Source organism: Streptomyces sp. NPDC091289 (assembly GCF_044757365.1).
GTDB lineage: Bacteria > Actinomycetota > Actinomycetes > Streptomycetales > Streptomycetaceae > Streptomyces.
The window spans coordinates 136,633-163,227 of sequence record NZ_JBIVUT010000002.1; the positions used below are offsets into that span (position 1 = coordinate 136,633).

The 26,595-nt window shown below is 72.9% G+C and carries 25 protein-coding genes; 18 read left to right on the forward strand and 7 right to left on the reverse strand.

Annotated elements, in window-relative coordinates:
• Nucleotides 1–31: 31 nt before the first annotated feature.
• The gene (gene argF / locus ACIQPT_RS02740) at nt 32–1,036 is read left to right on the forward strand and encodes an ornithine carbamoyltransferase (protein ID WP_401151917.1); all 1,005 of its coding nucleotides are present in this window, start codon (nt 32–34) and stop codon (nt 1,034–1,036) included.
• Nucleotides 1,037–1,257: 221 nt separating this feature from the next.
• On the forward strand, nt 1,258–2,745 hold the full coding sequence (locus ACIQPT_RS02745; RefSeq protein WP_401151920.1) for an amino acid permease: 1,488 nt from the start codon (nt 1,258–1,260) through the stop codon (nt 2,743–2,745).
• On the opposite strand, the gene ACIQPT_RS02750 is transcribed toward ACIQPT_RS02745, so the two are convergent.
• Nucleotides 2,696–3,145 carry an ATP-binding protein gene (locus ACIQPT_RS02750; RefSeq protein ID WP_097867015.1) on the reverse strand — a complete coding sequence of 150 codons (450 nt, stop codon included), beginning with the start codon at nt 3,143–3,145 and terminating at the stop codon, nt 2,696–2,698. The genes ACIQPT_RS02745 and ACIQPT_RS02750 overlap by 50 nt on opposite strands.
• Nucleotides 3,146–3,428: 283 nt before the next feature.
• Here ACIQPT_RS02750 and ACIQPT_RS02755 point away from each other — a divergent pair, with 283 nt between their 5' ends.
• A complete protein-coding gene (locus tag ACIQPT_RS02755; protein ID WP_401151924.1) occupies nt 3,429–4,256 on the forward strand; it encodes an enoyl-CoA hydratase family protein in 828 nt (275 codons plus the stop codon).
• Nucleotides 4,241–6,550: a bifunctional salicylyl-CoA 5-hydroxylase/oxidoreductase gene (locus ACIQPT_RS02760; RefSeq protein WP_401151927.1), complete on the forward strand. Its 2,310-nt coding sequence runs from the start codon at nt 4,241–4,243 to the stop codon at nt 6,548–6,550. The genes ACIQPT_RS02755 and ACIQPT_RS02760 overlap by 16 nt, the downstream gene beginning before the upstream one ends.
• On the opposite strand, the gene ACIQPT_RS02765 is transcribed toward ACIQPT_RS02760, so the two are convergent.
• The 4 genes from ACIQPT_RS02765 to ACIQPT_RS02780 are packed head-to-tail and all read right to left on the reverse strand — an operon-like array spanning nt 6,537 to nt 10,436.
• On the reverse strand, nt 6,537–7,010 hold the full coding sequence (locus ACIQPT_RS02765) for a hypothetical protein (protein WP_401151929.1): 474 nt from the start codon (nt 7,008–7,010) through the stop codon (nt 6,537–6,539). The two genes, ACIQPT_RS02760 and ACIQPT_RS02765, sit on opposite strands and share 14 nt — an antisense overlap.
• On the reverse strand, nt 7,007–7,837 hold the full coding sequence (locus tag ACIQPT_RS02770) for a GNAT family N-acetyltransferase (protein ID WP_401151932.1): 831 nt from the start codon (nt 7,835–7,837) through the stop codon (nt 7,007–7,009). Before ACIQPT_RS02770 ends, ACIQPT_RS02765 begins: the two co-directional genes overlap by 4 nt.
• A gap of 59 nt (nt 7,838–7,896) precedes the next feature.
• Entirely contained in the window at nt 7,897–8,718 is an 822-nt protein-coding gene (locus ACIQPT_RS02775; RefSeq protein ID WP_401151935.1) for a PaaX family transcriptional regulator C-terminal domain-containing protein, read from the reverse strand.
• A 23-nt stretch (nt 8,719–8,741) separates the two neighbouring features.
• Nucleotides 8,742–10,436: an AMP-binding protein gene (locus ACIQPT_RS02780; protein WP_401151938.1), complete on the reverse strand. Its 1,695-nt coding sequence runs from the start codon at nt 10,434–10,436 to the stop codon at nt 8,742–8,744.
• A 162-nt stretch (nt 10,437–10,598) separates the two neighbouring features.
• On the opposite strand from ACIQPT_RS02780, the gene ACIQPT_RS02785 reads away from it, so the two are divergent.
• From ACIQPT_RS02785 to mnhG, 9 genes are all read left to right on the forward strand, one after another.
• Nucleotides 10,599–11,771: an acyl-CoA dehydrogenase family protein gene (locus ACIQPT_RS02785; RefSeq protein WP_401151941.1), complete on the forward strand. Its 1,173-nt coding sequence runs from the start codon at nt 10,599–10,601 to the stop codon at nt 11,769–11,771.
• Nucleotides 11,768–12,169: a RidA family protein gene (locus ACIQPT_RS02790; protein ID WP_030577659.1), complete on the forward strand. Its 402-nt coding sequence runs from the start codon at nt 11,768–11,770 to the stop codon at nt 12,167–12,169. The genes ACIQPT_RS02785 and ACIQPT_RS02790 overlap by 4 nt, the downstream gene beginning before the upstream one ends.
• Before the next feature lie 85 nt (nt 12,170–12,254).
• Nucleotides 12,255–12,860 (forward strand): (4Fe-4S)-binding protein, encoded by a 606-nt coding sequence (locus ACIQPT_RS02795; RefSeq protein ID WP_401151944.1) that lies wholly within the window; start codon nt 12,255–12,257, stop codon nt 12,858–12,860.
• A 150-nt stretch (nt 12,861–13,010) separates the two neighbouring features.
• Nucleotides 13,011–15,914: a Na+/H+ antiporter subunit A gene (locus tag ACIQPT_RS02800; RefSeq protein ID WP_401151947.1), complete on the forward strand. Its 2,904-nt coding sequence runs from the start codon at nt 13,011–13,013 to the stop codon at nt 15,912–15,914.
• Nucleotides 15,911–16,522: a Na(+)/H(+) antiporter subunit C gene (locus ACIQPT_RS02805; protein WP_401151950.1), complete on the forward strand. Its 612-nt coding sequence runs from the start codon at nt 15,911–15,913 to the stop codon at nt 16,520–16,522. Before ACIQPT_RS02800 ends, ACIQPT_RS02805 begins: the two co-directional genes overlap by 4 nt.
• A gap of 2 nt (nt 16,523–16,524) precedes the next feature.
• Nucleotides 16,525–18,177 carry a Na+/H+ antiporter subunit D gene (locus ACIQPT_RS02810; RefSeq protein WP_401151951.1) on the forward strand — a complete coding sequence of 551 codons (1,653 nt, stop codon included), beginning with the start codon at nt 16,525–16,527 and terminating at the stop codon, nt 18,175–18,177.
• Nucleotides 18,174–18,803: a Na+/H+ antiporter subunit E gene (locus tag ACIQPT_RS02815; RefSeq protein WP_401151953.1), complete on the forward strand. Its 630-nt coding sequence runs from the start codon at nt 18,174–18,176 to the stop codon at nt 18,801–18,803. The genes ACIQPT_RS02810 and ACIQPT_RS02815 overlap by 4 nt, the downstream gene beginning before the upstream one ends.
• Nucleotides 18,800–19,123 carry a monovalent cation/H+ antiporter complex subunit F gene (locus ACIQPT_RS02820; RefSeq protein ID WP_401151955.1) on the forward strand — a complete coding sequence of 108 codons (324 nt, stop codon included), beginning with the start codon at nt 18,800–18,802 and terminating at the stop codon, nt 19,121–19,123. Before ACIQPT_RS02815 ends, ACIQPT_RS02820 begins: the two co-directional genes overlap by 4 nt.
• Nucleotides 19,120–19,473 (forward strand): monovalent cation/H(+) antiporter subunit G, encoded by a 354-nt coding sequence (mnhG, locus tag ACIQPT_RS02825; RefSeq protein ID WP_401151957.1) that lies wholly within the window; start codon nt 19,120–19,122, stop codon nt 19,471–19,473. The genes ACIQPT_RS02820 and mnhG overlap by 4 nt, the downstream gene beginning before the upstream one ends.
• 18 nt (nt 19,474–19,491) lie before the next feature.
• On the opposite strand, the gene ACIQPT_RS02830 is transcribed toward mnhG, so the two are convergent.
• Nucleotides 19,492–19,860 (reverse strand): nuclear transport factor 2 family protein, encoded by a 369-nt coding sequence (locus tag ACIQPT_RS02830; protein ID WP_401151958.1) that lies wholly within the window; start codon nt 19,858–19,860, stop codon nt 19,492–19,494.
• Nucleotides 19,861–20,024: 164 nt separating this feature from the next.
• On the opposite strand from ACIQPT_RS02830, the gene ACIQPT_RS02835 reads away from it, so the two are divergent.
• Entirely contained in the window at nt 20,025–20,768 is a 744-nt protein-coding gene (locus ACIQPT_RS02835) for a CDP-alcohol phosphatidyltransferase family protein (RefSeq protein ID WP_401151961.1), read from the forward strand.
• Here ACIQPT_RS02835 and ACIQPT_RS02840 read toward each other — a convergent pair.
• Nucleotides 20,737–21,186: an adenylyltransferase/cytidyltransferase family protein gene (locus tag ACIQPT_RS02840; protein WP_030079843.1), complete on the reverse strand. Its 450-nt coding sequence runs from the start codon at nt 21,184–21,186 to the stop codon at nt 20,737–20,739. The two genes, ACIQPT_RS02835 and ACIQPT_RS02840, sit on opposite strands and share 32 nt — an antisense overlap.
• Before the next feature lie 151 nt (nt 21,187–21,337).
• On the opposite strand from ACIQPT_RS02840, the gene ACIQPT_RS02845 reads away from it, so the two are divergent.
• The 4 genes from ACIQPT_RS02845 to ACIQPT_RS02860 all read left to right on the forward strand — a co-directional run bounded on the left by ACIQPT_RS02845 (nt 21,338) and on the right by ACIQPT_RS02860 (nt 26,593).
• Nucleotides 21,338–22,600, forward strand: coding sequence for a glycosyltransferase (locus ACIQPT_RS02845; RefSeq protein ID WP_401151963.1), 1,263 nt, complete (start codon nt 21,338–21,340; stop codon nt 22,598–22,600).
• The gene (locus tag ACIQPT_RS02850; protein ID WP_401151966.1) at nt 22,597–24,303 is read left to right on the forward strand and encodes a lipopolysaccharide biosynthesis protein; all 1,707 of its coding nucleotides are present in this window, start codon (nt 22,597–22,599) and stop codon (nt 24,301–24,303) included. The genes ACIQPT_RS02845 and ACIQPT_RS02850 overlap by 4 nt, the downstream gene beginning before the upstream one ends.
• A complete protein-coding gene (locus tag ACIQPT_RS02855) occupies nt 24,300–25,550 on the forward strand; it encodes a hypothetical protein (protein ID WP_401151967.1) in 1,251 nt (416 codons plus the stop codon). The genes ACIQPT_RS02850 and ACIQPT_RS02855 overlap by 4 nt, the downstream gene beginning before the upstream one ends.
• Before the next feature lie 221 nt (nt 25,551–25,771).
• Nucleotides 25,772–26,593 (forward strand): hypothetical protein, encoded by an 822-nt coding sequence (locus ACIQPT_RS02860; protein WP_401151970.1) that lies wholly within the window; start codon nt 25,772–25,774, stop codon nt 26,591–26,593.
• The last annotated feature ends 2 nt before the right edge of the window (nt 26,594–26,595 follow it).

Genomic DNA, 26,595 nt, shown 5'->3' on the forward strand with positions numbered 1-26,595 from the left:
CCGATCCCCGTCCCACCCAGGAGCAGTCATCATGGCCATAGACCTCACCGGCCGCCACTTCCTCAAGGAGCTGGACTTCACCTCCGAGGAGTTTCTCGGCCTGGTCTCCCTGGCCGCCGAGCTCAAGGCGGCCAAGAAGGCCGGGGCCGAGGTCCAGCGGCTGCGCGGGAAGAACATCGCGCTGATCTTCGAGAAGACCTCGACCCGTACGCGCTGCGCGTTCGAGGTCGCCGCCGCCGACCAGGGCGCCGCCACCACCTACCTCGACCCCTCGGGCTCCCAGATGGGCCACAAGGAGTCCGTGAAGGACACCGCCCGGGTGCTCGGCCGGATGTTCGACGGGATCGAGTACCGGGGCGACAGCCAGCAGGCCGTCGAGGAGCTGGCCGCGTACGGCGGGGTGCCGGTATTCAACGGGCTCACCGACGACTGGCACCCCACCCAGATGCTCGCCGACGTGCTCACCATGACCGAGCACGGCAACGGGCCCGTCACCCAGAGCGCCTTCGCCTACCTCGGCGACGCCCGCTTCAACATGGGCAACTCCTACCTGATCACCGGCGCCCTGCTCGGCCTGGACGTCAGGATCGTCGCCCCCGAGGCCTACTGGCCCGCCGAGGCCGTCGTGGCGCGGGCCCGGGAGCTCGCCGAGGTCAGCGGCGCGACGATCACCCTCACCGACGACGTCGCCGAAGGTGTGCGGGGCGCCGACTTCGTCGCCACCGACGTCTGGGTCTCGATGGGGGAGCCCAAGGAGGTGTGGGCCGAGCGCATCGCCGCCCTCGGGCCGTACGCCGTGACGATGGACGTCCTGCGGGCCACCGGCAACCCGGACGTGAAGTTCCTGCACTGCCTGCCCGCCTTCCACGACCTCGGCACCCAGGTCGGCCGGGACATCCACGCCCGGTACGGGCTGACCGAGCTGGAGGTCAGCGACGAGGTCTTCGAGTCCGCGCACTCGGTCGTCTTCGACCAGGCGGAGAACCGGATGCACACGATCAAGGCCGTCCTGGTGGCCACGCTGGCCGGGAAGTAGCCCCGCCGGTACGCGTCGCGCGTACGCATACGGGGCAGGGGTTCGCATGCTCATACACCCGATTGGGTGAACATGCGTGGTGGTGGCTACGATGTCGCCTCTTGGTGGGGTTCGGACCCGAGGGAGACCCCCTGCGGGGCCCGAGCCCCTTACCTGTGCCGCCGCGCGTCGGCGCACGGGGCCGTCCCCCCACTGCACCACCAGAGATGAGAACGTCCCCCATGAGCACCGGTCTGCCGCGATCCGGCACCCCGAAGCGCCCCGGCCGCCCCGAGCGGGACCTGCGCCGCAAGAGCCCCGATCAGCTCATCGCCGAGTCCGGCGGAGACCTGGAGGGCCACGGCCTCAAGCGCACGATGGGCCTCTTCCAGCTCGTCTGCTTCGGGGTCGGCGCGATCGTCGGCACCGGCATCTTCGTCGGGCTGTCCGACAGCGTCGCCGAGGCCGGCCCCGCCGTCGTGATGTCGTTCGTCCTCGCGGCGATCACCTGCATCTTCACCGCCCTGTCCTTCGCGGAGCTGGGCAGCGCCATCCCGGTCTCCGGAAGCTCGTACTCCTTCGCGTACGCCGCGCTCGGCGAGCGCACCGCCTTCCTCGTCGGCTGGTGCCTGCTGCTGGAATACGGCGTCTCGGTCTCCGCCGTCGCGGTGGGCTGGAGCCAGTACGTCAACGAGCTGCTGAACAGCGTGATCGGCTGGGAACTCCCCGAGGCCCTGTCCTCCGGGCCCGGCGACGGCGGCGTGATCAACCTGCCCGCCGTCGTCGTGATCGCCATGGCCGCCACCCTGCTGGTACGCGGCGTCCGTGAGAGCGCCACCGCCACCGCCGCGATGGCCGTCCTCAAGATCGGCATCCTGGTCGCGTTCTGCGCCGTGGCGTTCAGCGCGTTCCAGGACGACAACCTCATGCCGTTCGCGACCCACGGGCTCGGCGGAATCACCGCCGGTGCGTCGCTCGCGTTCTTCTCCTACATCGGCTTCGACGCCATCACCACCGCCGGCGAAGAGGTCAAGAACCCCCGGCGGAACATCCCGATCGCCATCCTGATCTGCATCGGCGTCGTCACCCTGCTCTACTGCGCGGTGGCGCTCTCGGCCATCGGCGCGATCGGCTCGGACGACGTCGCGAACAAGAGCGCGGCCCTCTCGATCGCCGTCAATCAGGTCACCGACTCCACGGTCGGCGGCGGCATCATCGCCTTCGGCGCGGTCGTCGCCATCGCCTCGGTGGTGCTCGCCGTGATGTACGGACAGACCCGCATCCTGATGTCGATGTCCCGCGACGGGCTCATCCCGCGCGTCTTCGAGCGGGTCTCGCCCAAGACCCACACCCCAGTTGCCAACACCTGGATCGTCGCCTGCGTCTTCGCGGTCCCGGCCGCCTTCGTGTCGCTCGACGTCGTCGTGAACCTGACGACCATCGGCACGCTCGCCACGATGGTCGCCGTCAACATCGCGGTGATGGTGCTCCGCCGCCGCAACCCCGAGCTGCAGCGGACCTTCCGGGTGCCGCTCTATCCGGTCAGCCCGCTGCTGGGCGTCGTCTTCTGCCTGTATCTGATGTACGGGACCGGCTGGACGACCTGGGTCCAGTTCGCGGTCTTCCTGGCCGTCGGCTCGCTCCTGTACGCCGGCTACGGCCGCAAGCGCTCCCGGCTGGTCAGCTCCCCGGGGACGGACCCGGCTGCGCCGGTATCGCCGGAAGCGTGAACCAGACGGCCTTGCCGTGCTCCGTGGTGCGGTGACCGCATGCGGAGCTGAGGGTCCGGATCAGCAGCAGGCCGCGGCCGTGCTCCTGCCAGGGATCGACCTCACAGCCCGGCTGCGGCCGGGACAGGTCGCCCGGCGGGGCGGGGTCGCGGTCGTGCACCTCGACCTGGCAGCCGGTGGGCAGCAGCTCCACGACCAGCTCGATGGGCTCACCGCCCAGCGTGTGCTCGACCGCGTTGGCCACCAGCTCGGCGGTCAGCAGCTCGGCGGTGTCGCTGTCGGCCGGGGCGTCGATGTCCGACAGCGCCGTACGGATGAGTGCGCGGGCGATCGGCACGGCCGCGGTGGAGTGCGGCAGGGCGATGCGCCAGGAAGCGGGGACGGGGACATCGGGCGGCACGGCAGGGTTTCCGTTCGGGAGCGGGTCTTCCTCGAAGCGGGAGGTCTCGACATCCGGGGTTCACGTCGTACTCGTGTCGGGACTTCCTGGTTTCAACCTTACGAACCGCTCCGGTCCAGCCATAGAGGCGGTCGGCCGGAGCAAAGGGGACTTTCGCCACAACGGTCTCATGGATGCTGTATTGCGACCTCGTGACGGCAGTCACGTAAGGGTGATAACTTCGGAGGCGGAACGCGACCCGCGCACGGCCGGCACCAGCCCGATCGCTGAAGGGGACCCCTCCATGAGCCCGTTTCCCAGCTCGGCCCCGAGCGCCGAGGAATGGCGTCATCTACGGCTGACCCGGGACGACGGTGTGGCAACCGTCACATTCGCCCGTCCCGAAAAACTCAACGCACTCACCTTCGGCGCCTACGCGGATCTGCGCGACCTCCTCGCCGAGCTCTCCCGGGAACGCTCCGTCCGCGCTCTCGTCCTCGCCGGTGAGGGGCGCGGCTTCTGCTCCGGCGGTGACGTCGACGAGATCATCGGCGCCACCCTGGCCATGGACACCGCCCAGCTCCTCGACTTCAACCGGATGACCGGGCAGGTCGTCCGGGCCCTGCGGGAGTGCCCCTTCCCCGTCGTCGCCGCCCTCCACGGTGTCGCCGCCGGAGCCGGTGCCGTGCTGGCCCTGGCCGCGGACTTCCGGGTCGCCGACCCGTCGGCCCGCTTCGCGTTCCTCTTCACCCGGGTCGGCCTCTCCGGCGGCGACATGGGAGCGGCCTACCTGCTGCCCCGGGTCGTCGGCCTCGGCCACGCCACCCGGCTCCTGATGCTCGGGGACACCGTCCGTGCCCCCGAGGCGGAGCGGATCGGCCTGATCAGCGAGCTGGCCGAGGAGGGGAAGGCCGACGAACGGGCCGCCGAGCTGGCCCGCCGCCTCGCCGACGGCCCCGCCCTCGCCCTCGCCCAGACCAAGGCCCTGCTCACCGCCGAACTGGACATGCCGCTGGCCGCCTCCGTCGAGCTGGACGCCAACACCCAGGCCCTCCTGATGCACGGCGAGGACTACGCCGAGTTCCACGCCGCCTTCACCGAGAAGCGGCCGCCGAAATGGCAGGGGAAGTAGCCGTGGCGGGCGGCGGGTCATCCGTGCGGCGGATCGCGGTCATCGGCGGCGGCCCCGGCGGGCTCTACGCCGCGGCCCTCCTCAAACGGCTCGACCAGGACCGCGAGGTCACCGTCTTCGAGCGCAACGCCCCCGACGACACCTTCGGCTTCGGCGTCGTCCTCTCCGACGAGACCCTCGGCGGCATCGAACACGCCGACCCCGAGGTGTACCGGGCGCTCAGCCGCGCATTCGTCCGCTGGGACACCATCGACATCGTCCACCGGGGCCGCACCCACACCTCCGGCGGTCACGGCTTCGCCGCCCTCGGCCGCCGCCGGCTCCTGGAGATCCTGCACGAGCGCTGCACCGGCCTCGGCGTCGACCTCCGCTTCCGCAGCCCGGCCCCGCCCGCCGCCGAGCTCGCCGCCCACCACGACCTGGTCATCGCCGCCGACGGCGTGCACAGCGCCACCCGCCGGGCGCACCCCGAAGCCTTCGGCCCGTCCCTCACCGAACACGGCAACCGCTACATCTGGCTCGCCGCCGACTTCGCGCTCGACGCCTTCCGCTTCGAGATCGCCGAAACCCCGTACGGCGTCATGCAGTTGCACGGCTACCCGTACGCGGCGGACGCCTCCACCGTCATCGTCGAGATGCGCGAGGAGGTGTGGCGCGCCGCCGGGCTCGACACCTGCGACGAGGCCGAATCCACCGCCCGCTGCGCCAAGTTCTTCACCGAGGCCCTGGACGGCCGCCCCCTGCGCGGCAACAGGTCCTCCTGGCTCGCCTTCCGTACGGTCACCAACTCCCGCTGGTCCCACGGGAACACGGTGCTCATCGGCGACGCGGCGCACACCGCCCACTTCTCCATCGGCTCCGGCACCAAGCTCGCCGTCGAGGACGCCCTGGCGCTGGCCGCCTGCGTCGAGGAACAGCCGGACCTGCCCACCGCCCTGGCCGCGTACGAGGCGGAGCGCCGCCCGGTCGTCGCCTCCACCCAGCGCGCGGCCGCCGCCAGCCTGCGCTGGTTCGAGGAGCTGGCCACGTACGTCGACCAGCCGCCCCGGCGCTTCGCGTTCAACCTGCTCACCCGCAGCCGCCGGGTCACCCACGACAACCTCCGGCTGCGCGACGCCTCGTTCACCGCCGCCGTCGAGGAGGAGTTCGGCTGCCCGCCGGGCACCCCGCCGATGTTCACCCCGCTGCGCCTGCGCGGCCTCGAACTGCGCAACCGCGTCGTCGTCTCGCCCATGGACATGTACTCCGCCACCGACGGGCTCCCCGCCGACTTCCACCTCGTCCACCTCGGGGCCCGGGCGCTCGGCGGCGCCGGGCTCACCATGACCGAGATGGTCTGCGTCAGCCCCGAGGGCCGCATCACGCCCGGCTGCACAGGTCTGTGGAACGGTGAACAGGCCGCCGCCTGGCGGCGGATCACCGACTTCGTGCACACCTCGGCCCCCGGCGCCGCCATCGGCGTCCAGCTCGGCCACTCCGGCCGCAAGGGCTCCACGAAGCTGATGTGGGAGGGCATCGACCAGCCCCTGGAGACCGGCAACTGGCCGCTGACGGCCGCCTCCCCGCTCCCGTACGTGCCCGGCGTCAACCAGGTCCCGGCGGAGCTGGACCGGGCCGGGATGGACGCCGTACGCGAGCAGTTCGTGGAGGCGGCCCGGCGCGCCGCGAGCAGCGGCTTCGACCTCCTCGAACTCCACTGCGCCCACGGCTACTTGCTCTCCGGCTTTCTCTCCCCGCTCACCAACCGCCGCACCGACGCCTACGGCGGATCACTCCAGGCGCGGCTGCGGTTCCCCCTGGAGGTCTTCGACGCCGTCCGCGAAGTCTGGCCGCGGGAACGCCCGATGACCGTGCGGATCTCCGCCACCGACTGGGTCGAGGGCGGCACGGAAGCGGCGGGCGCCGTGGAGATCGCCCGCGCCTTCGCCGCGCACGGGGCCGATGCCCTCGACGTCTCCACCGGCCAGGTCGTGCCCGAGGAGCGCCCCGAATACGGCCGCTCCTACCAGACCCCGTACGCCGACCGGATCCGCAACACGGTCGACGTCCCGGTCATCGCGGTCGGCGCGATCTCCTCCTGGGACGACGTCAACTCCCTGCTGCTTGCTGGCCGCGCCGACCTCTGCGCTCTGGCCCGCCCCCACCTGTACGACCCGAACTGGACCCTGCACGCGGCGGCCGAACAGGGCTACACCGGACCCGGCGCGCCCTGGCCGCTCCCGTACGGCGCCGGCAGCCGGCCCCCGCCGACCGGCCGCACGGACGCCCCGAAACCCCGGCTCACCCTGGAGTGACGACGCAGGCGTGGCAGAGGCACGGAGTCGGGTGCGGCGCGCCGTGGTGGGTCTCGCGGTACCCGGCGGCGAGCCGCTCGAGGAGGACCGCCAGCTCCTCGGCCTCCTCCCGCGATCGCGGGCGCACCCCGATCGCTTCGGCCCGGCGCAGCACGGTCGGCGCGTACACCAACTTCGCCCGGAACGTGTGCAGATGGCGCGAGCCGGTGTCGATGGTGATCCATCGGCCCGTGGTGCGGGCCTGCCCGATGGTGCTCACCTGCTCGTGCCCCATGCCCGGGTAGGTGTCGACGACGTACACCTTCGCCCCGCCCCGGTACGTCTTGGTCCCCGGCCGCAGTTCCTGCCCGCCGTCCCCGTACCGCCGCCACCGCACGACGTTCGCGGCGACCAGCCAGAGCGGCTCCGGTGCCGGCGGCTCCGGCGTCACGGCCTCCGGTGTCACGGGCTCCCCGCTCACGCGCCCCTCCTCAACTGCACCCGGTCCGCCACCGGTTCGTAACCGATGCGCGGATACACGCCATTGCTGGTCGGGTTGGCCAGGTCCGCGAACAACAGCACCTCCGCCGCGCCCGCCTCCAGGGCGGCCCGGGAGGCCTCGGCCGTCACGGCGGCCGCGTACCCCCGGCCACGGAACTCCGGAGGCGTGTACACCGACGTCACCCGCACCGTGCCCGCGAGCATCCGGGTGCGCCCCGCCAGCGCCACCGGAGCCCCGCCGCTCTCCCAGAGGGTGAACGCCCCGCGCTCCGTGCCCTCGTCCACCAGCCACTTGGCCGAGGACCTGGCCTGCCCGGTCGCGTCGGCGAATCCGTGCATCCACTCCACCAGCAGCGCCCGGTCCGCCCGCGTCGCCGCCCTGGCCCGGCCCTCCGGCGCGGGGGAGGGCGGCCGGAGCGCGCCCAGCCGGTACAGCCGCTGCTCCTGCACGGTCCGGTAGCCCGGCAGTAGGGCGGCCAGCAGCGCGGCGGTGTCCCGGTCCGCGTTGACGCCGTCGAGGTCAGGACCCGCGCCCCGTTCCGCCACCAGTGGCTCCACCGCGTCCGGGGGCACGGCGGTCAGCAGCGCCCCATGGGGCGGAGTGCGCACCAGGGTCCCCGCCACCGCCCCGTCCGCCCCGCGCCACCAGCCGAGCACCGGATCGCCCGCACCGTAGTGATGTGCGCCGGAACGCTTCAGCCGCTCGGTGACCGAAAGCGCCACCGTGTGCTCGACGGGCCGCGCGGCGAGCGAGGCGCCGGCCGAGGCGAGGAACACATCGACGTCGTCGGTGAAGGTCCAGGTCATGCTTCATCCTGCCCGGGGGCGGGCGGCCGGGGCACCCGGATTTCCCGTCCGTACGGAGGTCACTCCCGTACGAACCGCTCCCCGGCGTCCCGCAGCCGCTCGTGCAGCCGCCCGAACACCTCCGCCGACCGGCCGCCCGGCCAGTCATCGGGCAGCAGTTCCGGTGGCAGACCCGGGTCCGCGTACGGGAGTTGCCGCCACGAGTCCAGGGCCAGCAGATAGTCCCGGTAGGCGGTCTGCGGGCGGGGTTCGCCGTCGGTGTCCCCGGAGGCCTCCCAGTCCCGCAGCACCGGCTCGTGCAGTTCCAGGAAGTCATGGTGCAGCCGCGCCACCGTCGCCAGGTCCCACCAGCGGGCCACCGCCTCGCGGGTGGCGGCGAAGCCGAGGTGTTCGCCTCGGAACAGATCGACGTACGGGGCGAGTTCGAGCCGCTCCAGAGTGTGCCGGGTCTCCTCGTACAGACCGGCCGGGGCGATCCACACCCCGGGCGCGGCCGTGCCGAAGCCGAGGCGGGCCAGCCGGGAGCGCAGCAGGTGGCGTTTGCTGCGCTCCGCCTCGGGCACCGAGAACACCGCGAGCACCCAGCCGTCGGCGAGCCGCGGTACGGGATGCCGGTAGATCCGCCGGTCCCCGTCGTCGAGCAGTTGCCGGGCGTCCGGCGACAGCGCGTAGCCCGCCGAGCCGTCCGCCGCCCGGGCGGCCACCAGCAGCCCGCGCCGCTTCAGCCGCGAGACGCAGGACCGTACGGACGGGGCGTCCACGCCCACGGCGTGCAGCAGGCGGATCAGCTCCGACACCGCGAACGGCGAACCGTCCGCCGGACGGCCGTAGGCGCCGTAGAGCGTGATGATCAGGGAGCGGGGGGTGCGCAACTCGGCCACGTGATCACTCTACGAGACGCCCCCTAGGGGTGCTGGTCCCGGAGCAGGAACCGCTGGAGCTTGCCGGTCGCCGTACGGGGGAGCGAGGAGTGGAAGACGAAGACGCGCGGGCACTTGTGCGGGGCCAGATTGGCCTTCATATGGGCGCGCAGCGAGTCCGCCGTCTGCTCCGAGCCCTCCGTCAGCACCACGTGCGCCACCACGACCTCGCCGCGCAGTTCGTCCGCCCGGCCCACCACGGCGGCCTCCGCGACCTCCGGATGGCGCAGCAGCGCGTCCTCCACCTCGGGGCCCGCGATGTTGTAGCCGGAGGAGATGATCATGTCGTCGGCGCGGGCCACGTAGCGGAAGTAGCCGTCCGGTTCGCGGACGAAGGTGTCGCCGGTCATGTTCCAGCCGTGCCGGACGTACTCCGTCTGCCGCGGGTCGGAGAGATAGCGGCAGCCGACCGGGCCGCGCACGGCGAGCAGGCCCGCCTCGCCGTCGGGCAGCTCGTCCCCGTGCTCGTCCACCACCCGGGCCTGCCAGCCCGGCACGGGCACCCCCGTCGTGCCCGGCCGGATCGCGTCGTCGGCGGCCGAGATGAAGATGTGCAGCAGTTCGGTGGCCCCGATGCCGTTGATGATGCGCAGCCCCGTCGCCTCGTACCAGGCCTGCCAGGTCGCCGCCGGCAGGTTCTCCCCGGCCGACACACAACGCCGCAGCGCGGAGAGGTCGTGGCCGTCCAGTTGGCCGAGCATCGTGCGGTAGGCCGTCGGTGCGGTGAAGAGGACCGAGACCCGGTGGCGGGCCAGCGCGGGCAGCAGTTGCTGCGGACCCGCCTGCTCCAGCAGCAGCGTCGAGGCCCCGGCCCGCAGCGGGAAGACCAGCAGCCCGCCCAGACCGAACGTGAAACCCAGCGGCGGGCTGCCCGCGAACACGTCGTCGGGTGAGGGCCGCAGGACGTGCTGGGAGAAGGTGTCGGCGATGGCCAGCAGATCCCGGTGCAGATGCATACAGCCCTTGGGGCGTCCGGTCGTCCCCGAGGTGAACGCGATGAGCGCGACCTCGTCGGCGGCGGTGTCCACCGCCCGGTACGGGCCGGAACCGGAGTGCGCGGCGGCCAGTCGGGTGAGATCCCGGGGCCCGTCCCCGCCGAACAGGGTGACCCGCAGCCCGTCCACGTCCGCCTTCGCCAGGTCCGCCACCGACCGGGCGTCGCACAGGGCGTGGCTGATCCGCGCCAGCGAGCAGATGGTGGTCAGTTCACTCGCGCGCGCTTGCGCCAGTACGGTGACGGCGACCGCGCCCGCCTTCATGACGGCGAGCCAGCAGGCGGCCAGCCAGGGCGTGGTCGGTCCGCGCAGCAGCACCCGGTTGCCCGGCACGACGCCCAGGTCCTCCGTCAGCACATGGGCGATGCGGTCCACCGTCTCCCGCAGCTCGCCGTAGCTCCAGACGGTTCCGTCGCCGGAGCGCAGCGCCGGACGGTCGGCGCCCCGCTCCTCGACGGTGCGGTCCAGCAGTTCATGTCCGCAGTTCAGCCGGTCGGGGTAACGCGGCGCGGGGTCCTCCAGAAGGAGCTCCGGCCACTGTTCCGGCGGCGGGAGATGGTCGCGCGTGAAGGTGTCGGCGTGGGCGCCCGCGGCGTGCCCGGACGGCTCGGGATGCGCGCCGGGGACGCGCACGGACGCGTCGGCGGCGGCTGTGGGCGTGTTCGGCGAGGAATTCGGCTCCATGAAGGATCGCCCCCTTGTCGCCTCTGGAGCGTATCGTTTGGGTGACGGTAGTCAACGGTCCGCGATAAGACAGGTCGTGCGAGGCACGCGACGAGATGCCGCGCGAGCGCGACAGGGCGTGCGGCACGGCACGCGACACAACGCGACAAGAGAGGCGCCGCCATGACGGCATTCTCCCTCGAACCCGAACAATCCGCCTGGTGCGAAGAGCTGCGCACCCTCGCCGCACAGGAGCTGCGCCCACTGGCGGAGAAGGGGGAGCCCGGGCGCGTCAACCGCCCGTTGCTGGCCGCCCTGGGCGAGCTGGGCCTGCTGGAGCGGATGTTCGGCTCCGGGGCGCTGGATCTGTGCCTGCTGCGCGAGTCCCTGGCCCGGGGCTGCACCGAGGCCGAGACCGCGCTCGCCCTCCAGGGCCTCGGCACCACCCCGATCGTCCAGGCGGGCACCCCCGCCCACCGCGAGCGCTGGCTCCCCGAGGTCCGGGCCGGGCGGGCCGTCGCGGCCTTCGCGCTGAGCGAGCCGGGCGCGGGCTCGGACGCGGCGGCCCTGAGCCTGGCCGCCGAGCACACCCCGGCCGGCTGGGCGCTCACCGGCGAGAAATGCTGGATCTCCAACGCCCCCGAGGCCGACTTCGCCGTGGTCTTCGCCCGCACCACCCCCGGCGCGGGATCCCGGGGCATTACCGCCTTCCTGGTCCCGTCCGACCGGCCCGGACTCACCGGCTCCGCCCTCGACATGCTCTCACCGCACCCCATCGGCACCCTGGAGTTCGACGGCGTACCGGTCACCGCCGACGACGTCCTCGGCGAGCCCGACCGGGGCTTCCGGGTCGCGATGAACACCCTCAACCTCTTCCGGCCCAGCGTCGGGGCCTTCGCCGTCGGGATGGCCCGCGCCGCGCTCGACGCGACCCTGGAACACACCGCCCACCGCACCGCGTTCGGCGGCCCGCTGAGCGACCTCCAGGCCGTCTCGCACCAGGTCGCCGAGATGGCCACCCGCACCGAGGCCGCCCGCCTCCTGGTCTACGCGGCGGCCGCCGCGTACGACGCGGGGGAGAGCGGCGTGCCGCGCCGCGCGGCGATGGCCAAGCTGTACGCCACCGAGACCGCGCAGTACGTCGTCGACGCCGCGGTCCAGCTGCACGGCGCCCGGGCCCTGAGCCGGGGCCATCTGCTCGAACACCTCTACCGCGAGGTCCGCGCGCCGCGCATCTACGAGGGCGCGAGCGAGGTGCAGCGCACCATCATCGCCAAGGAGCTGTACGCGAACGCCGCCGCGCACGAGCTCGTGGAGCCCGCGCACCCGACCCCGACCCAGGAGCCGCCCGCATGAGTCCGTCCCACCGGATCAACCCGGCCGAACTCTCCCCGCCCACCGGCTTCAGCCACGCGGTCGTCGCCACCGGCGGGCACCTGGTCTTCCTCGCCGGACAGACCGCGCTCGACCCGGACGGCAAGGTCGTCGGGGCCACCCTGCCCGACCAGTTCGCCGTCGCGCTGGGCAATCTGCTCACCGCCCTCCACGCGGCCGGCGGCGCCCCCGCCGACCTCGCCCGGGTCACCGTCTACGCCACCGACGTCGCCGACTACCGGTCCCACGCCGCCGAGCTGGGCCGGATCTGGCGCAGGCTCGCGGGGCGCGACTACCCGGCGATGGCCGTCATCGGGGTGGCCCGGCTCTGGGACGAGCAGGCGATGGTCGAGATCGACGGGGTCGCGGTCCTGCCGTGAGGCCCCCGGCTCCCGAGTAGCGGCGGCGGGGCGGCGGGGCGAGGCTGAAGGGGCCCGGATGCCGAGCCGCCCAGGAGAGTCAGCGGTGCCCAGCCAGTCGCCCCCGCGCCCCGCCGCCCGGTCCTACGACGGCGAGGGCATCGTCGTGGGCTTCGACGCGCACCGCTGCCTGCACGCCGCCGAATGCGTACGCGGCCTGCCCACCGTCTTCGACGTCGGCCGCCGCCCCCAGGGCCTGTCGTCAAACTGCCGTCTGCCGGGCGACGCCTGGCACGCACGCTCGCGGCGTTGCCGAAACGGCCTAGTAGCTCCGCTACGAGACCATTCCGGCGCCTTGCGATCGCACGCACCATGCGCCGCCCGGCCGCCCTTCGGGCGACGACGGCAGTTTGACGACAGGCCCTGGATCCAGCCCGGCAACGCCCCCGCCGACGAGGTTGCCGACGTCATCCACCGCTGCCCGAGCGGCGCTCTCCAGTACCACCGCACCGACGGCATGCCCGACGAGGTCCCCGACGTCCCCACCCATGTCTCGCTGGGCGCCGACGGGGTGCTCCACCTGCGCGGCGACCTCGAAGTCGCCACGCCCCACGGGCCCCGGCAGGAGACCCGCGTGATGCTCTGCGGCTGCGGCGCCACCGGCAACACGCCGTACTGCGACCACAGCGGCCCCTGCGCCGGACACGGCTGAGCCGGTCCCCGCGGCCGGACCCGCCGGACACTCGGACACAGCGACCGGTAGGTGCGCGGCGCGCCGGTCGGGTGAATCGGCCTGAGGGATATATCTGTATTTAGTGCCCTCTCTTCCGGATGCCCCGTCGCCCGAACCGGACACCCCGCTGTGATCGCGCTCATCGTCGCCCACTTCGCGCTGGCGGCCTGTGCCGGCCCTCTGGTGCACCGGCTCGGCCGACGGGCCTTCGTCGTGCTCGCGCTGCCCCCGGCCGCCGCGACCGTCTGGGCGTTCACCCGCTGGAACACCGCCGCCTCCGGGGGCGCGGACACCTGGACCTGGGAGTGGATCCCGGACTACGGGGTCACCCTCGATCTGCGGCTGGACGCGCTCGCCGAACTGATGGTGCTGCTCGCCGCCGGGGTCGGCGCGCTCGTCCTGCTCTACTGCGCCTCCTACTTCACCGACGACACCCCGCAGCTGGGCCGCTTCGCCGGGAACCTCCTCGCCTTCGCGGGCGCGATGCTCGCCCTGGTCCTCGCCGACGACCTGATCACGCTCTATGTGTTCTGGGAGCTGACCACGGTCTTCTCCTACCTGCTGATCGGCCACGGCAGCGAACACCGGCACAGCCGCCGCTCCGCCCTCCAGGCCCTCGTCGTCACCACGTTCGGCGGCCTCGCCATGCTCGTCGGCTTCCTGATCCTCGGTCAGGCCGCCGGTACGTACCGGATCTCCGCGATCGTCGCGAACCCGCCCGAGACGACGCTCGCCGTGTCCATCGCCGTCGTCCTCGTGCTGTGCGGGGCCCTGTCGAAGTCCGCGATCTGGCCGTTCTCCATGTGGCTGCCGAACGCCATGGCCGCGCCGACCCCCGTCAGCGCCTATCTGCACGCCGCCGCGATGGTCAAGGCCGGGGTCTATCTGGTCGCCCGGCTCGCCCCCGCCTTCGCCGACGTCCCCGTCTGGAAACCCGTCGTCCTCGTCCTCGGCGGCGCGACCATGCTGCTCGGCGGCTGGCGGGCGCTGCGCCTGAACGACCTCAAGCTCGTCCTCGCCTACGGAACCGTCAGCCAGCTCGGCTTCCTCACCCTGCTCGCCGGGACCGGCAACCGTAACGCCGCGCTCGCCGCCGTCGCGATGATCCTCGGGCACGCCCTCTTCAAGGCCCCGCTGTTCCTCGTCACCGGCATCGTCGACCACGCCGCCGGTACGCGTGACCTGCGCAAACTCTCCGGGGTCGGCCGCTCCCTGCCGTACGTCGCCGGGGTCGCCGTGCTCGCCGCCGCCTCCATGGCCGCCCTGCCGCCGCTGCTCGGCTTCGCCGCGAAGGAGGCCGCGTTCGAGGCGCTGCTGCACGGGTCGGCCGCCGAGCGGTGGGCGCTGGGCGTCGTCGTCGCGGGCTCCGCGCTGACCACCGCGTACACCCTGCGGTTCGTCTGGGGCGCGTTCGCCCGCAAGCGCGGCGTCCCCGACACCCCCGTCCACTCCGTCGGGTGGGCCTTCCTCGCCCCGCCCGCCCTGCTCGCCGTCCTCGGCCTGGCCCTCGGCCCCGGCGTCGGCTGGACCGACCGGCTGCAGGGCGCGTACGCCGACACGTTCCCGGCCGACCCCGACCCGTACCACCTCTCCCTCTGGCACGGATTCGGCCTCGCCCTGCTCCTGTCGGCCCTCGCCTGGGGTGCGGGCACCGTGCTCTTCCTCGGGCGGGCCCAGGTCACCCGGCTCTCCCGCCGGATCGCCTGGCCCACCGCCGACAGCGTCTTCGGTCATCTGCTGCTCGGGCAGGAACGTCTCGCCCTCCAGGTCACCGGCTTCATCCAGCGCGGCTCCCTCTCCGTGTACCTGGCCACCACCCTGCTCGTCATGCTCGGCGGCCAGCTCGCCGTCCTCATGGTCGACACCCCCTGGGACGGGGCCGTGCGCCCCCGGCTCTGGGACAACCCGCTCCAGGGCGCGGTCGCCGCCCTGACCTGCGCCGCCGCCCTGCTGTGCCTGACCGTGCGACGGCGTATGAAGGCCGTCGTCCTGGCCGGCCTGACCGGCTACGGCACCGCGCTGCTCTTCGTCGTCCAGGGGGCGCCCGACCTGGCGCTCACCCAGTTCTGCGTCGAGACCGTCGCGATGATCGTCTTCGTGCTGGTGCTGCGCCGGATGCCCGTCCACTTCCAGGAGACCGTGAGCACCTGGCGGCGCGCCACCCGTGTCCCGATGGCCCTCGCGGCGGCCGCCACCGTCGGCGTCGGCATGTGGGTCGCCGCCGCCGCGCGCACCGCCGAACCGGCCGGCGCCGCCATGGTCCAGGAGGTCGCCGACCACGGGTACAAGGACGTCGTCGCGACCATCCTCGTCGACCTGCGCGCCTGGGACACGATGGGGGAGTCCGCCGTGCTCGCCGCCGCCGCCGTCGGCGTCACCAGCCTCATCTACCTGCACCGCCGCAGCGAGGGCTCCATGGCCCAGGAGGAGCTGCGGGGCCGCACCGCCTGGTCCCTGTCGGCGCACCACTCCTCCAGGCTGCCGCTGGGCGACGACGCGGCCCCCGAACGCAGCTGGCTGGCCGCCGGGGCCACGCTCGCCCCCGAGCACCGCTCGATCGTCTTCGAAGTGGTGGCCCGGCTGCTGTTCCACCCGATCCTGGTGCTCTCGGTCTATCTGCTGTTCTGCGCCGAGTCCCTGCCCGGCGGCGGCTTCGTCGCCGGACTCGTCGCCGGCGTCGCCCTGATCACCCGCTATCTGGCGGGCGGCCGCTTCGAACTCGCCGAGGCGGCCCCCCTGCAACCCGGACTCTTCACCGGCCTCGGCCTCTTCATCTCCACCGGGGTCGGACTCCTCGGACTCGCGGAAGGCACCGTCCTGCACGCGTTCACGTACCACGGACATCTGCCGGTCTTCGGCGACTACCACCTGAGCACCTCGGTCCTCTTCGACTTCGGCGTCTACCTCCTGGTCCTCGGCGTCGTCCTGGACATCGTGCGGGCCCTCGGCGCCAAGGTCGACCGGCAGATCGAACGGGCGGCGGGCGTCCTCACACCCGAGGGCGGCCCCGAGGCGGGAGGGCCCCTGCGATGATCGTCAGCGCCTCGCTCATCGCCACCGCGGTGGTGCTCTGCGCCGTCGGCGGCATCCTCATGCTCACCCGCCCGCTGACCCGCATCCTGCTCGGCGCCGTCGTCCTCAGCAACGGCATCAACCTGCTGGTGCTCTCCTCCACCGGCCGGGCCGGCGCCGCACCCCTGCTGTACGGGGTGTCGCTGAGCCGGGTCACCGACCCGCTGCCGCAGGCCATCGCCCTGACCGCCATCGTCATCACCCTGGCCACCACCGCGTTCCTGCTGGCCATGGCCTACCGCAGCCACCAGATCACCGGCACCGACGAGGTCCATGACGACCTGGAGGACCGGCGCATCGTGCTGCGCGCCGAAGTGCTCGGCGAACGCGCCCAACTGCGCGAGCAGTTCCGGTCGGGAGCCGAGCCCACCGCCGAGGAGCGCGAACGCTACCGGGTGGAGCGCCGCCGGCTCCGCGACCGGCTCCGCGCCGACCGGGCCCGCCAGGCCCGGGGCCGCGACGCCTCCGGAAACCTGTGGAACGACGTGCTGGGCGCGGACCCCGAGGACTACGAACGCGACGGCGACGCCAAGGCGGACGACCGCTACCCCCGTGACCGAGGAGTCTGAGGATGAACGCGCTCGTCCCGTTGCCGGTGCTGCTGCCGCTGTGCGCCACCGGCCTGAGCCTGGCCTTCGGCATCCGGCTGGGGCGCTTCCAGCGCTTCATCAGCGTCGCCGTGCTCACCGCCGTCACCGCGCTCTCGGCGACCCTCATGGTCGCCGCCGACCGGCAGGGCCCGCTCTCCGTCCACCTCGGCGACTTCGCCCCGCCGCTCGGCATCACCCTGGTCGCCGACCGGCTCTCCGGGCTGATGCTCACGGTCTCCTCGGCCGTCACGCTCTGCGTGCTCGTCTACTCCCTCGGCCAGGGCATGACCGACCGGGACAAGGAGACCCCGCTCGCCGTCTTCCACCCCGCCTATCTGATCCTCGTCGCCGGGGTCTCCTGCACCTTCCTCGCCGGCGACCTCGTCAACCTCTACGTCGGCTTCGAGATCATGCTGGTCGCCAGCTTCGTCCTGCTCACCCTCGGCGGTACCGGCCCCCGGATGCGCGCGGGATCCACGTACGTGATCATCTCGCTGTTCTCCTCGATGCTCTTCCTCACCGCCATCGCCATGACGTACGCGGCCACCGGCACCGCGAACTTCGGCCAGCTCGCGGTGCGGCTGCCCGAACTCCCCATCGGCGTACAGACGTTGATCCAGGCGATGCTGCTGACCGTCTTCGCGATCAAGGCGGCCGTCTTCCCGCTCGCCGCCTGGCTCCCCGACTCCTACCCCACCGCCCCGGCCCCCGTGACCGCCGTCTTCGCCGGACTGCTCACCAAGGTCGGCGTCTACTGCATGCTGCGCACCGAGACCCTCCTCTTCCCCGGCAACCGCATCGGCGACCTCCTGATGGCCCTCGCGCTGGCCTCGATGGTCATCGGCATCCTCGGCGCGGTCGCCCAGACCGACCTCAAGCGGCTGCTCTCCTTCACCCTGATCAGCCACATCGGCTACATGGTCTTCGGGATCGGCCTCGCCACCCGTGAGGCGTACGGCGGGGCCATCGTGTACGTCGCCCACCACATCACCGTCCAGACGACCCTGTTCCTCGTCGCCGGGCTCATCGAACGCCGGGGCGGCACCACCGAGCTGACCCGGCTCGGCGGCATGGCCCGAGCGGCCCCGATGCTCGCCCTGCTGTTCTTCGTCCCCGCGATGAACCTCGCCGGGATCCCCCCGCTGTCCGGTTTCATCGGCAAGCTCGGGCTGATGCGGGCGGGCGTCGCCGACGGCGGCGGCTGGGCGTGGGTCCTGGTCGCGGGCTCGGCGGCCACCAGCCTGCTGACGCTGTACGTGGTCGCCAAGGTCTGGAACCTGGCCTTCTGGCGCGCCGCCCCGCCGGGCCAGGCCGCCGCGGGCACGGTCCTGGAGTCCGGCGACGACAGCGACGACGACGCGGACGCGGGCCCCGACCGGATCCGCGGCACCGGCGACGAGGGCATCGCGCCGGCCCACCGCCCGGCGGGCCAGGCGGTCGCCGCGACCCTGCACGGACGGGCCGTCATCACCACCAGCCGGCTGCCCCGCACGATGGTCGCGGCCACCGCGGCGACCATCGCGATCGGCCTCTCCTTCACGGTGTTCGCCGACCCGTTCACCGCCTACACCGACCGCACGGCCGTCGAACTCCTCCAGCGGACCCCCTACATCCAGGAGGTGCTGGGCCGGTGAGACGCATCCTGCGGTTCTCGTTCCGCAACGCCGATCTGCCGCCGCTGAGCTGCGAGTTCGGCACCCGCCGCCGACGGGTGATCGACCTGCCGCTGATCGCCTGGCTCACCGTCATCTGGGTCCTGCTCTGGTCGACCCTCACCTGGGCCAACGTCCTGACCGGCCTGGTCGTCTCGGTCGTCGTCTGCCTCGCCTTCCCCCTGCCCCGGGTCGACCTCGGGCTGCGGCTGCACCTCTGGGGCATCGTGTGCCTGGTCGGCTATCTCTTCCACGACATGTACACCTCGGGGGTGAAGGTCACCCGGCAGATCTTCTACGGTCTCCCGCACCGGGCCGCCGTCATCGGCGTCCCCCTGCGCTGCCGCAGCGACCTGATGCTCGCCGCCACCGCCGTCGCCGTCTCCAACGTCCCCGGCGGCTCCATCATCGAGGTGCGCCGGGCCACCGCCACCGTCTTCCTGCACGTCCTGGACGCCGACCGCCCCGAGGAGCTCGAAGCGGCCCGGCGCAAGGTGTGGCGGATCGAGGAACTGACCGTACGGGCCTTCGGCACCCCCGACGAGATCGCCCGGGTCGCCGAACCCCCGCCACCGACCCAGCTCGCCGCCGGGAGGCCCGCGCCATGACCGCACCCGAACAGGTCGACCGGATCCTGCTGACCACCGCCGTCGTGCTGATCCTCGTCGCCGGGGCCCTGCTGCTGGCCCGCATCTGGCGCGGCCCCTCCATGCTGGACCGGGCGATCTCGCTGGACGTCTGCGCCGCCCTGATCATCGCCGGTCTCGCCGCCAAGTCGGCGTTCGCCCGGGACCCGTTCTACTTCCCGATCATGCTGGTGCTGGCGTTCCTCGGATTCACCGGCTCGGTGGGCATCGCCCGCTTCATCGCCGTACGCGACCGGCCCGGCCGGTCGCACCCCGACGACACCCAGGAGGGCCCGCGGTGAATCTCTGGCTCCAGATCGTCGACACGGCCGGCGCCGTACTGCTCCTCATCGGCGCCGCGATCTGTCTGCTCGGGGTGATCGGCATGATCCGGCTGCCCGACGTCCTCTCCCGCAGCCACGCGGCGACCAAGCCGCAGACCCTCGGCATGATCCTGGTGCTGGCCGGGGTCGCGCTGCGGCTGCGCAGCGGCATGGACCTCGCCACCCTCGCCCTCATCGCCTTCTTCCAGATGCTCACCAGCCCGGTGGCCTCGCACCTGGTGGCCCGGTCCGCGTACCGCACCGGGCAGGTCGACCACGATGAGCTGCTCTTCGACGAACTCGACGAGCAGCTCACCGACGGCAAGTGACGCCGCGACGGCGCGCGTTCACGCCTGCGGTACGCGGTCCAGGAACCCGCTCACCGAGCTGATCCGGCCGTCCTCGGCCAGCCGGACCACGTCGGAGCCGGCCACCGGAGCGGAGCCGTCGGCCGAGGAGACCAGCTCCCAGGAGAACCGGACCAGGTCGTGGTGCCCGTCCGGCGTTCCGGCGGGCCGGAACCGGAAGCCCGGGAACTGCTCGTGCACGCCGCCGATCACGGCCGCCAGCCCCTCGTGCCCGTGCACCTCGGCCACCGGGTCGGTATAGCGGGCGTCGGCGGTGAACGCGGCGGCCACCGCCTTCGCCCGCTCCTCGCCCCCGGTGGCGTTCCAGGCGGCGAAATAGCGCTGCACGGCCTCGTCGTACGCGGTCATGGTGGGTCCTCTCCTCCGGCGCCCCGGCGGTCCGCGGCGATGTCCTCACCCTGGCGCGAAGGCCCCGGGGGCGTCGATTACTCCGGAGGTAAGGGGACGCAAACGCCCCCCGGCCCCGGGCCCGCGTGCCATGATGCGGGCACTGCCGGACGCTGGGGGGCGTAGTGGGAAGCACAGGCACAGTGCTGCGCGAATTGCGCGGCGCACAGAAGAGCGCCAAGGGCGTCTCGCTCTACTCGCGGTACGTGAACCGGCCCGCCGGGCGCGTGCTCGCGGCCGGGGCGTATCGGGCTGGCATGACGCCCAATCAAGTGACCTTGACCAGCGCGTTGTTCACCTATGGCGCACTGGCATCGGTCGCGCTCGTCGAGCCGTCGTGGACGCTCGCCGTGCTGGTCTACGCGGCCCTCGCGGTCGGCTTCGCCTTCGACTCCGCCGACGGCCAGCTCGCCCGGCTCACCGGCCGGGGCGGGCCCGACGGGGAGTGGCTGGACCATGTCGTGGACTGCGGAAAGCTTCTGCTCGTCCACACCGCCGTCCTGATCTCCTTCTACCGCTTCGGAGAACTGCCCTCGAACGCCTGGCTGTTGCTGCCCCTGGGCTTCCAGCTGGCCGCCGTGCTCACCTTCTGCGCGGGGCTGCTGCGCGAGCAGCTCGGCAAGGCGGCGGCGACCGCCCGGGGGCCGTCCTGGGCGGCATCGGCGGATCCGGCGGCGCCCGTCTCCCGGGTGCGGGCCGTGGCGCTGCTGCCCGCCGACTACGGGGTGTTCTGCCTGGTGTTCCTGCTGCTCGGCGCACCCGGGGCCTTCCGCGCCGGGTACGCCGTGCTCGCGGTGGTGCACACGCTGTTCCTCGCGGCGTTCCTCGCCAAGTGGTTCAGGGAGCTGAAAGCGCTCCGGGCCGGCTGACGAGCACGTCCAGCGCCCGGCGCAACTGGGTGCTGGACGTGTGCACGGTGTACGGGAAGTAGACGACCTCCACGCCCACTTCGGCGAAGTCGCGCTCCAGCTTCTGGCCCTTCTCCGTGCCCCGCCAGTCGTCGCCCTTGAAGATCACGTCGAACCGGACCTGCTGCCAGGTCTCGACCTTGTCCGGCACGGTCTCCACGAACGCGGCGTCCACGAAGCGCACACTGCGGACGATCTCCAGGCGTTCGCGGAGCGGGATCATCGGCGTGTGGCCCTTGGCGAGGGCCGCCATCTCGTCCGACACGACCCCCGCGACCAGGTAGTCGCACTGACTGCGGGCGTGCCGCAGGATGTTGAGGTGCCCGACGTGGAACAGGTCGTACACCCCGGGTGCGTAACCCACCCTGTGCTGCACCATCCGTATCTCTCCCCCCACGGTGAACGTGATCCGGTGATGTTCCAACGACCTTACTGTGAAGAACACTTGTGCAAGCCGTGAACGGATAAGCTCGGCAAGGGCTGTTCCCCGGTGGGGGCAGCGGTTGTCGTGGGGGGAAGGCGATCGTCCGATGTCCGAAGCGTCAAGGCCCGGTCCGCTGCGGGACCGCCGGCTTCTGGTGGTTTCGACCAACTACGCCCCGGAGCTCACGGGCATCGGCCCGTACGCCACTCAACTGGCGGAGCACTGGGCCGCGTCCGGAGCCCGCGTCCGGGCGCTCACCGGAATGCCGCACTACCCGTCCTGGCGGCTCGACGAGGACTATCGAGGCCTCTGGCGGACGGTGGAGATACGCGGCGGCGTCGGAGTGCACCGACGCCGGCACTATGTGCCGTCCCGTCAGACGGCGCTGAAGCGCGCGGCGTTCGAGGCGAGCGTGCTCGCCACCGGGCTGTTCGCGCCTCCGCCCGGCCGGCCCGACGCCGTCGTCTCCCAGATGCCCAGCCTCGCCGGCGGCGTCATCGCGGCCCGCCTCGCCCGGCACCACCGCGTCCCCCATCTCCCCGTCGTCCAGGACCTGATGGGCGCCGCCGCCGCACAGAGCGGCATCCGGGGCGGCGGCCGGGCCGCCACCGTCGCCGCGGCGGCCGAGCGCTACGCACTGCGCGGGGCCGCCCTCGTCGGCGTCATCCACGAGAGCTTCGTCCCCGGCGTCACGGCCCTCGGCGTCGACCCCGGCCGCATCCGCCTCGTCCCCAACTGGACCCATGTGCAGAGTCCCACCGCCGACCGGGCCGCGACCCGGGCCCGGCTCGGCTGGCCCGAAGGCACACCGGTCCTCCTGCACTCCGGCAACATGGGCCTCAAACAGGGCCTCGAAGTCCTGGTGGACGCCGCCCGCTCGGCACCGGACGTCCGCATCGTCCTGATGGGCGACGGCAACCAGCGCGACGCCCTGCGCGCCCGCGCCGACGCGCTGCCCAACGTCGACTTCCTGGAGCCCGCGCGGGCCGAGGAGTTCACCGACGTCCTCGCCGCCGCCGACGTCCTCGCGGTCACCCAGCGCGCCTCGGTCCTCGACATGAGCGTCCCCTCCAAGCTCACCTCCTACTTCACCTCCGGACGCCCCGTGATCGCCTCCGTCGCCGACGAGGGCGGCACCGCCGACGAGGTCCGCCGCTCGGGGGCCGGGGTCCTCGTCGCTCCCGAGGACCCGGCCGCCCTGCTCGAAGCGGTGCGGAAGCTGGCCGCCGACCCGGCCGCCGCCGACGCCCTCGGGGCCGAGGGCCCGCGCTACGTCGCCCGCCATCTGAGCCGGGAGGCCGGCCTCGCCCGCTTCGACGACCTGCTCGCCGAGGTCCTGCCGGACACCCGAGGGAGCTCCCGCCGATGACGCCACAGCACCGCGCCCCGGACGACCAGGACGAGCCGGCGCTCCTGCGCGACCAGTTCCGCCAACTCCTGCGCTACCGCACCCTGCTGGCCTCCGGCGTGGTCATCGGTCTGCTCGGCGGCGGCTACCTCGCCCTCGGCGGCGAGGACACCTACACCGCCACCGGCGAGGTCCTCGTACGCTCCGCGATCTCCGACCCCTTCGCCGCCGGATCCACCGCCGACAAGGGCATCAACATCGGCTCCGAGCGCCAGACCGCCGTCAGCGACACCGTGGGCACCCTGGCCGCCGGAACCCTCCTCAAGGCGGGCGACGACGTCACCGCCCGCAAGCTGCTCGCCGGACTCCAGGTGACCAACCCGCCCAACACCCTCACCCTCCGCTTCTCCTACACCGGCGCCACCCCCGAGCAGGCCCGCGCCCGCGCCGAAGCCCTCGCCGGGGCCTATCTGACCCACCGCAAGGCGCGCACCGAGGACAGCATCCAGAACATGTCCGACGGCTACCGCGCCCAGCTCGACCCGCTGGAGGAGAAGCGCGACCTGCTGGAGAAACAGATCGGAGCGGGCGCGGCCGACGACGTCAGCAGCGCCCGGGCCAACATCATCGTCTCCATCTCCGAGCTGAGCCGGAAGATCTCCGAGCTGAAGGCCCTGGACACCACCCCCGGCTACCTCAACAAGAAGCCCGTCGCCCCCACCGCGCCCACCGGTGCGGGACTGCCCCTGCTCCTCGGGCTCGGCGGCGTCGTCGGCCTCGCACTGGGGCTGCTGCTCTCCTGGGTGCGCCTCGTCTTCGACCCCGCCGTACGCTCCACCCGCGAGCTCGTCCACTCCCTCGGCGCACCCCTGCTCGGCACCCTGCCCCGGGAGCGCGCCGCCGCCGGCAGCCTGCTCGCCATCGGCCGGGGCGGCTCCCGGCTCGCCGAGGAGTACCGCGCCGTCGCCTTCCGGCTCGCCTACGACCCCTCCTTCGCCGAGAGCCGCCGCCTGCTGGTCACCGCCCCGCGCGGCGACAACGCGGCGGCCGCCGCCGCGGCGGCGAACCTGGCCGCCGCCTTCGCCGAGATGGGCCGTGACGTCCTGCTCGTCGAGGCCGATCTGCGCACCCCGTCCCTCGCCGACGACCTCGGCCCCGCCGCCCACGAGGTGCGCCCGCCGCGCTGGGCCGCCGAGGAGGGCGACGGCAGCTGGCCCACCGGCGGCCGCTCCAACGTGGACGTCCCCGGCTCCGGAGCCTTCGCCCTGATCCCCGGCACCACCGCCGACAACGTGCCGCGCGCCCTGACCTCCCCGTCCGTCGGCCGCATCGTCGCCGAGGCCGACCGGCCCGGCGGCGTCGTCATCGTCCTCGCCCCGCCCGTCCTGTCCTACGCGGACGCGGTCGCCCTGGTCGACCGGGTCGAAGGCGTCATGATCGTCTGCGACCCGCGCGAGGTGCACCGCAGCGACCTGGAACGCATCCGCGAGATCATCGGCGCCTCCGGCGGCTCCGTGCTCGGCGCCCTGCTCCACCCGGGCCGTGGCCGGCTGCGCCGCGCCGAACGCCGCAAGAAGTCCGCCCGCCGCCGCTCCACCGGCGGTGACGGCGGCGGCGGGGGCGGCGGAACCCCGGCGGCCGATGCGGACGGGCCCGAGCTCACCGGCGATCCCACCGAGACCCTCGGCCTGCGCTCGGTCAATCTGCCGACCGCGCGCCGGTGAGAGCCCGCACCGCCGTCCTCTGCTCGGTCGCGGACCAGGGCGTGGCGGCGCTCACCAACATCCTGGTGCTGGTGGCCGCCGCCCGGCTCTCCACCGTCTCCGACTTCGCCCGCTTCTCCGCGGTCTACCTGGTCTTCACGGTGCTCCTCGGCGTCTCGGGCGCGTACACCGGGCAGCCGCTGGTCCTCAAACGCGGCGCGGGGGAGGAGACCCGGGGCGCCTGTCGGTCCGCCGTCGCCTTCACCGTGCTCACCGCCGCCACGCTGGGCGCGCTGCTCGCCGCCGTCTGCGTCCTCGTCCCCGGCGACACCGCCCGCGCCCTGATGATGCTCGGCCTGGTGCTCCCCGTGGTGCTGGGACAGGACGCCGTGCGGTACGCCTTCGCCACCCTCCAGAAACCCCATCTCGCCCTGACCTCCGACCTGTTGCGGCTCATCTGCGTGCTCGGGGCGCTCTCGGTCCAGGCCTACGGGGCCTCCCCGGCCCGCCTGATCGCCGTCTGGGGTCTCTCCGCCCTGCCCGCCCTGCTCGTCTCCGCCGCCCTCCTCCACCGCGCGACGTCGGGCGCTCCGCTCCGGCTGCGCCCGATGCTGCGGCGCGGCCACCTCGGGCAGCGCTTCACCGTCGAGTTCGGCGTGGGCAACGCCACCAGCCAGCTCTCCGTCCTCGGCCTCGGCGCGGTCGGCAACCCGCTCCTGGTGGGCGCGCTGCGCGGAGCGACGACCCTCTTCGGCCCGCTCAACGTCCTCTACACCTCGGCCACGTCCTTCGGCCCCCCGCTGCTCGGCCGCATCACCGACGAGCGCCGCCGGGTCCGGGCCACCGCCCTCCTCGCCGCCGTCCTCGCCGCGACCGCCGCCCTCTGGGCCACGGTGCTGGCCCTGCTGCCCGACACCGCCGGACGCCAACTGCTCGGCGACACCTGGCCCACGGCCGCCGCCCTGCTCCCCGCGACGGGCAGCCAGTACGCCGCGATGGCCGTCGGCACCTGCGGCCTGCTCGCCCTGCGCATGCTCGACCCGCGCACCACGCTCGCCATCCAGGTCGTCTTCTCCCTCACCGCCGTGGCGTTCCTGGCGGGCGGTTACGTCGTCGGGGGCGTCCCGGGCGCCGCCTGGGGGCTCTTCCTGGGCTCCCTCTGCAAGGCCGTCGCTACCTGGATCAGGGTGGCCCGGCTGCGCCGCAGGGGACCGGCCCAGGAGGAGTCCGAGGCGGTCACCCAGGACCCGGTCGGCGGGCGTGCCTGAGACGACAACCGCTCGTCCCGGGTGAGGTCCGGTAAAGTAGCGATCTTCGGGTGGCCCGGCTCCTGGAGTCCCAGAGGCGACTGCCGATGAATTTCCCTCCCGTACCTTCTCGTTCCGATGCCTCGGTCCACCGCGTCTGGCGGCCTCCCGCCGCCGACGCCGTGCGGGGGTACCGGCCCCTCTGGTGGACCGTAGGGCCCGCGGGCGAGCTCGCGGTTCTCGTGGTCCACCGGCGATACCTCGAGCACTCCCGCTATGTGAAGGGGTGGGTCGGGTGGTGGCCGAAGGTCCCGTTCACCGGGGAGCTGGTCGTCGTCACGGGGCAGGAGGAACGCCGCACGCCGGTGCCGGACATCCACATCGCACCCAGCCACCTGGCCCTTCTCCCCGATTCCCGGTTCCTGCTGGCGAACGGCCGTACGTCACGCATGGAGGCCCAGGGGCTCTGGCGGGCCAACGCCGTGGTGTTCTCCGCATCGGGTTCTCCCGACGCCGAGTTCTGTCTCGGCGACGACATCGCCACCCTGGTCACCGACGCCGACGGAGGCATCTGGACCGCTTACGGGGACGAGGGCATCTACGGCGGCCACCCCGAGTCGGGAGAGGGCCTCGCGGGCTGGAACGTCCGGGGAGAGGCGACCTGGTCACCCGGGGGACGGCTGCCCGACCACCCCCTGCAGGGGTGCACCGCCGCGACCGAGGACGACCGGGTCTGGCTCGTGTGGTCCTCAGCCGGCTTCCGAAAGGGCGGCACCTTCCTGACCCGGATCACTCCGTCCACCGGTGCGGTGACCAGCTACCCCAGCCCCGTTACCCGGGTGGACGGGTTCGCGGTCCGCGGCGACCGGGCGGTATTCACCCGCCGGGACCACAACAAGCGGACCACCGAGCTCGTACGTGCCGAACTCGACGGCGACACCTGGACGGTGACCGGTCGACTCCGGCTCCGGATGCCCGGCCGCGTCGTCCTGAAGTGCGGCCAGGGCCGTGACGGCTTCCTCTGGCTCCGGGCAGGCGACACCTGGCTGCGTGCCGAGGTCTGACC

Excerpts from the sequence above, each read along its gene's own strand:
- ACIQPT_RS02820 (WP_401151955.1), top strand. The coding sequence starts at position 18,800 with ATGACCGCACCCGAACAGGTCGACCGGATCCTGCTGACCACCGCCGTC.
- ACIQPT_RS02810 (WP_401151951.1), top strand. The coding sequence starts at position 16,525 with ATGAACGCGCTCGTCCCGTTGCCGGTGCTGCTGCCGCTGTGCGCCACC.
- ACIQPT_RS02805 (WP_401151950.1), top strand. The coding sequence starts at position 15,911 with ATGATCGTCAGCGCCTCGCTCATCGCCACCGCGGTGGTGCTCTGCGCC.
- ACIQPT_RS02785 (WP_401151941.1), top strand. The coding sequence starts at position 10,599 with ATGACGGCATTCTCCCTCGAACCCGAACAATCCGCCTGGTGCGAAGAG.
- ACIQPT_RS02755 (WP_401151924.1), top strand. The coding sequence starts at position 3,429 with ATGAGCCCGTTTCCCAGCTCGGCCCCGAGCGCCGAGGAATGGCGTCAT.
- ACIQPT_RS02780 (WP_401151938.1), bottom strand. The coding sequence starts at position 10,436 with ATGGAGCCGAATTCCTCGCCGAACACGCCCACAGCCGCCGCCGACGCG.
- ACIQPT_RS02745 (WP_401151920.1), top strand. The coding sequence starts at position 1,258 with ATGAGCACCGGTCTGCCGCGATCCGGCACCCCGAAGCGCCCCGGCCGC.
- ACIQPT_RS02760 (WP_401151927.1), top strand. The coding sequence starts at position 4,241 with ATGGCAGGGGAAGTAGCCGTGGCGGGCGGCGGGTCATCCGTGCGGCGG.
- ACIQPT_RS02845 (WP_401151963.1), top strand. The coding sequence starts at position 21,338 with ATGTCCGAAGCGTCAAGGCCCGGTCCGCTGCGGGACCGCCGGCTTCTG.
- argF (WP_401151917.1), top strand. The coding sequence starts at position 32 with ATGGCCATAGACCTCACCGGCCGCCACTTCCTCAAGGAGCTGGACTTC.
- ACIQPT_RS02830 (WP_401151958.1), bottom strand. The coding sequence starts at position 19,860 with ATGACCGCGTACGACGAGGCCGTGCAGCGCTATTTCGCCGCCTGGAAC.
- ACIQPT_RS02850 (WP_401151966.1), top strand. The coding sequence starts at position 22,597 with ATGACGCCACAGCACCGCGCCCCGGACGACCAGGACGAGCCGGCGCTC.
- ACIQPT_RS02790 (WP_030577659.1), top strand. The coding sequence starts at position 11,768 with ATGAGTCCGTCCCACCGGATCAACCCGGCCGAACTCTCCCCGCCCACC.
- ACIQPT_RS02770 (WP_401151932.1), bottom strand. The coding sequence starts at position 7,837 with ATGACCTGGACCTTCACCGACGACGTCGATGTGTTCCTCGCCTCGGCC.
- ACIQPT_RS02840 (WP_030079843.1), bottom strand. The coding sequence starts at position 21,186 with ATGGTGCAGCACAGGGTGGGTTACGCACCCGGGGTGTACGACCTGTTC.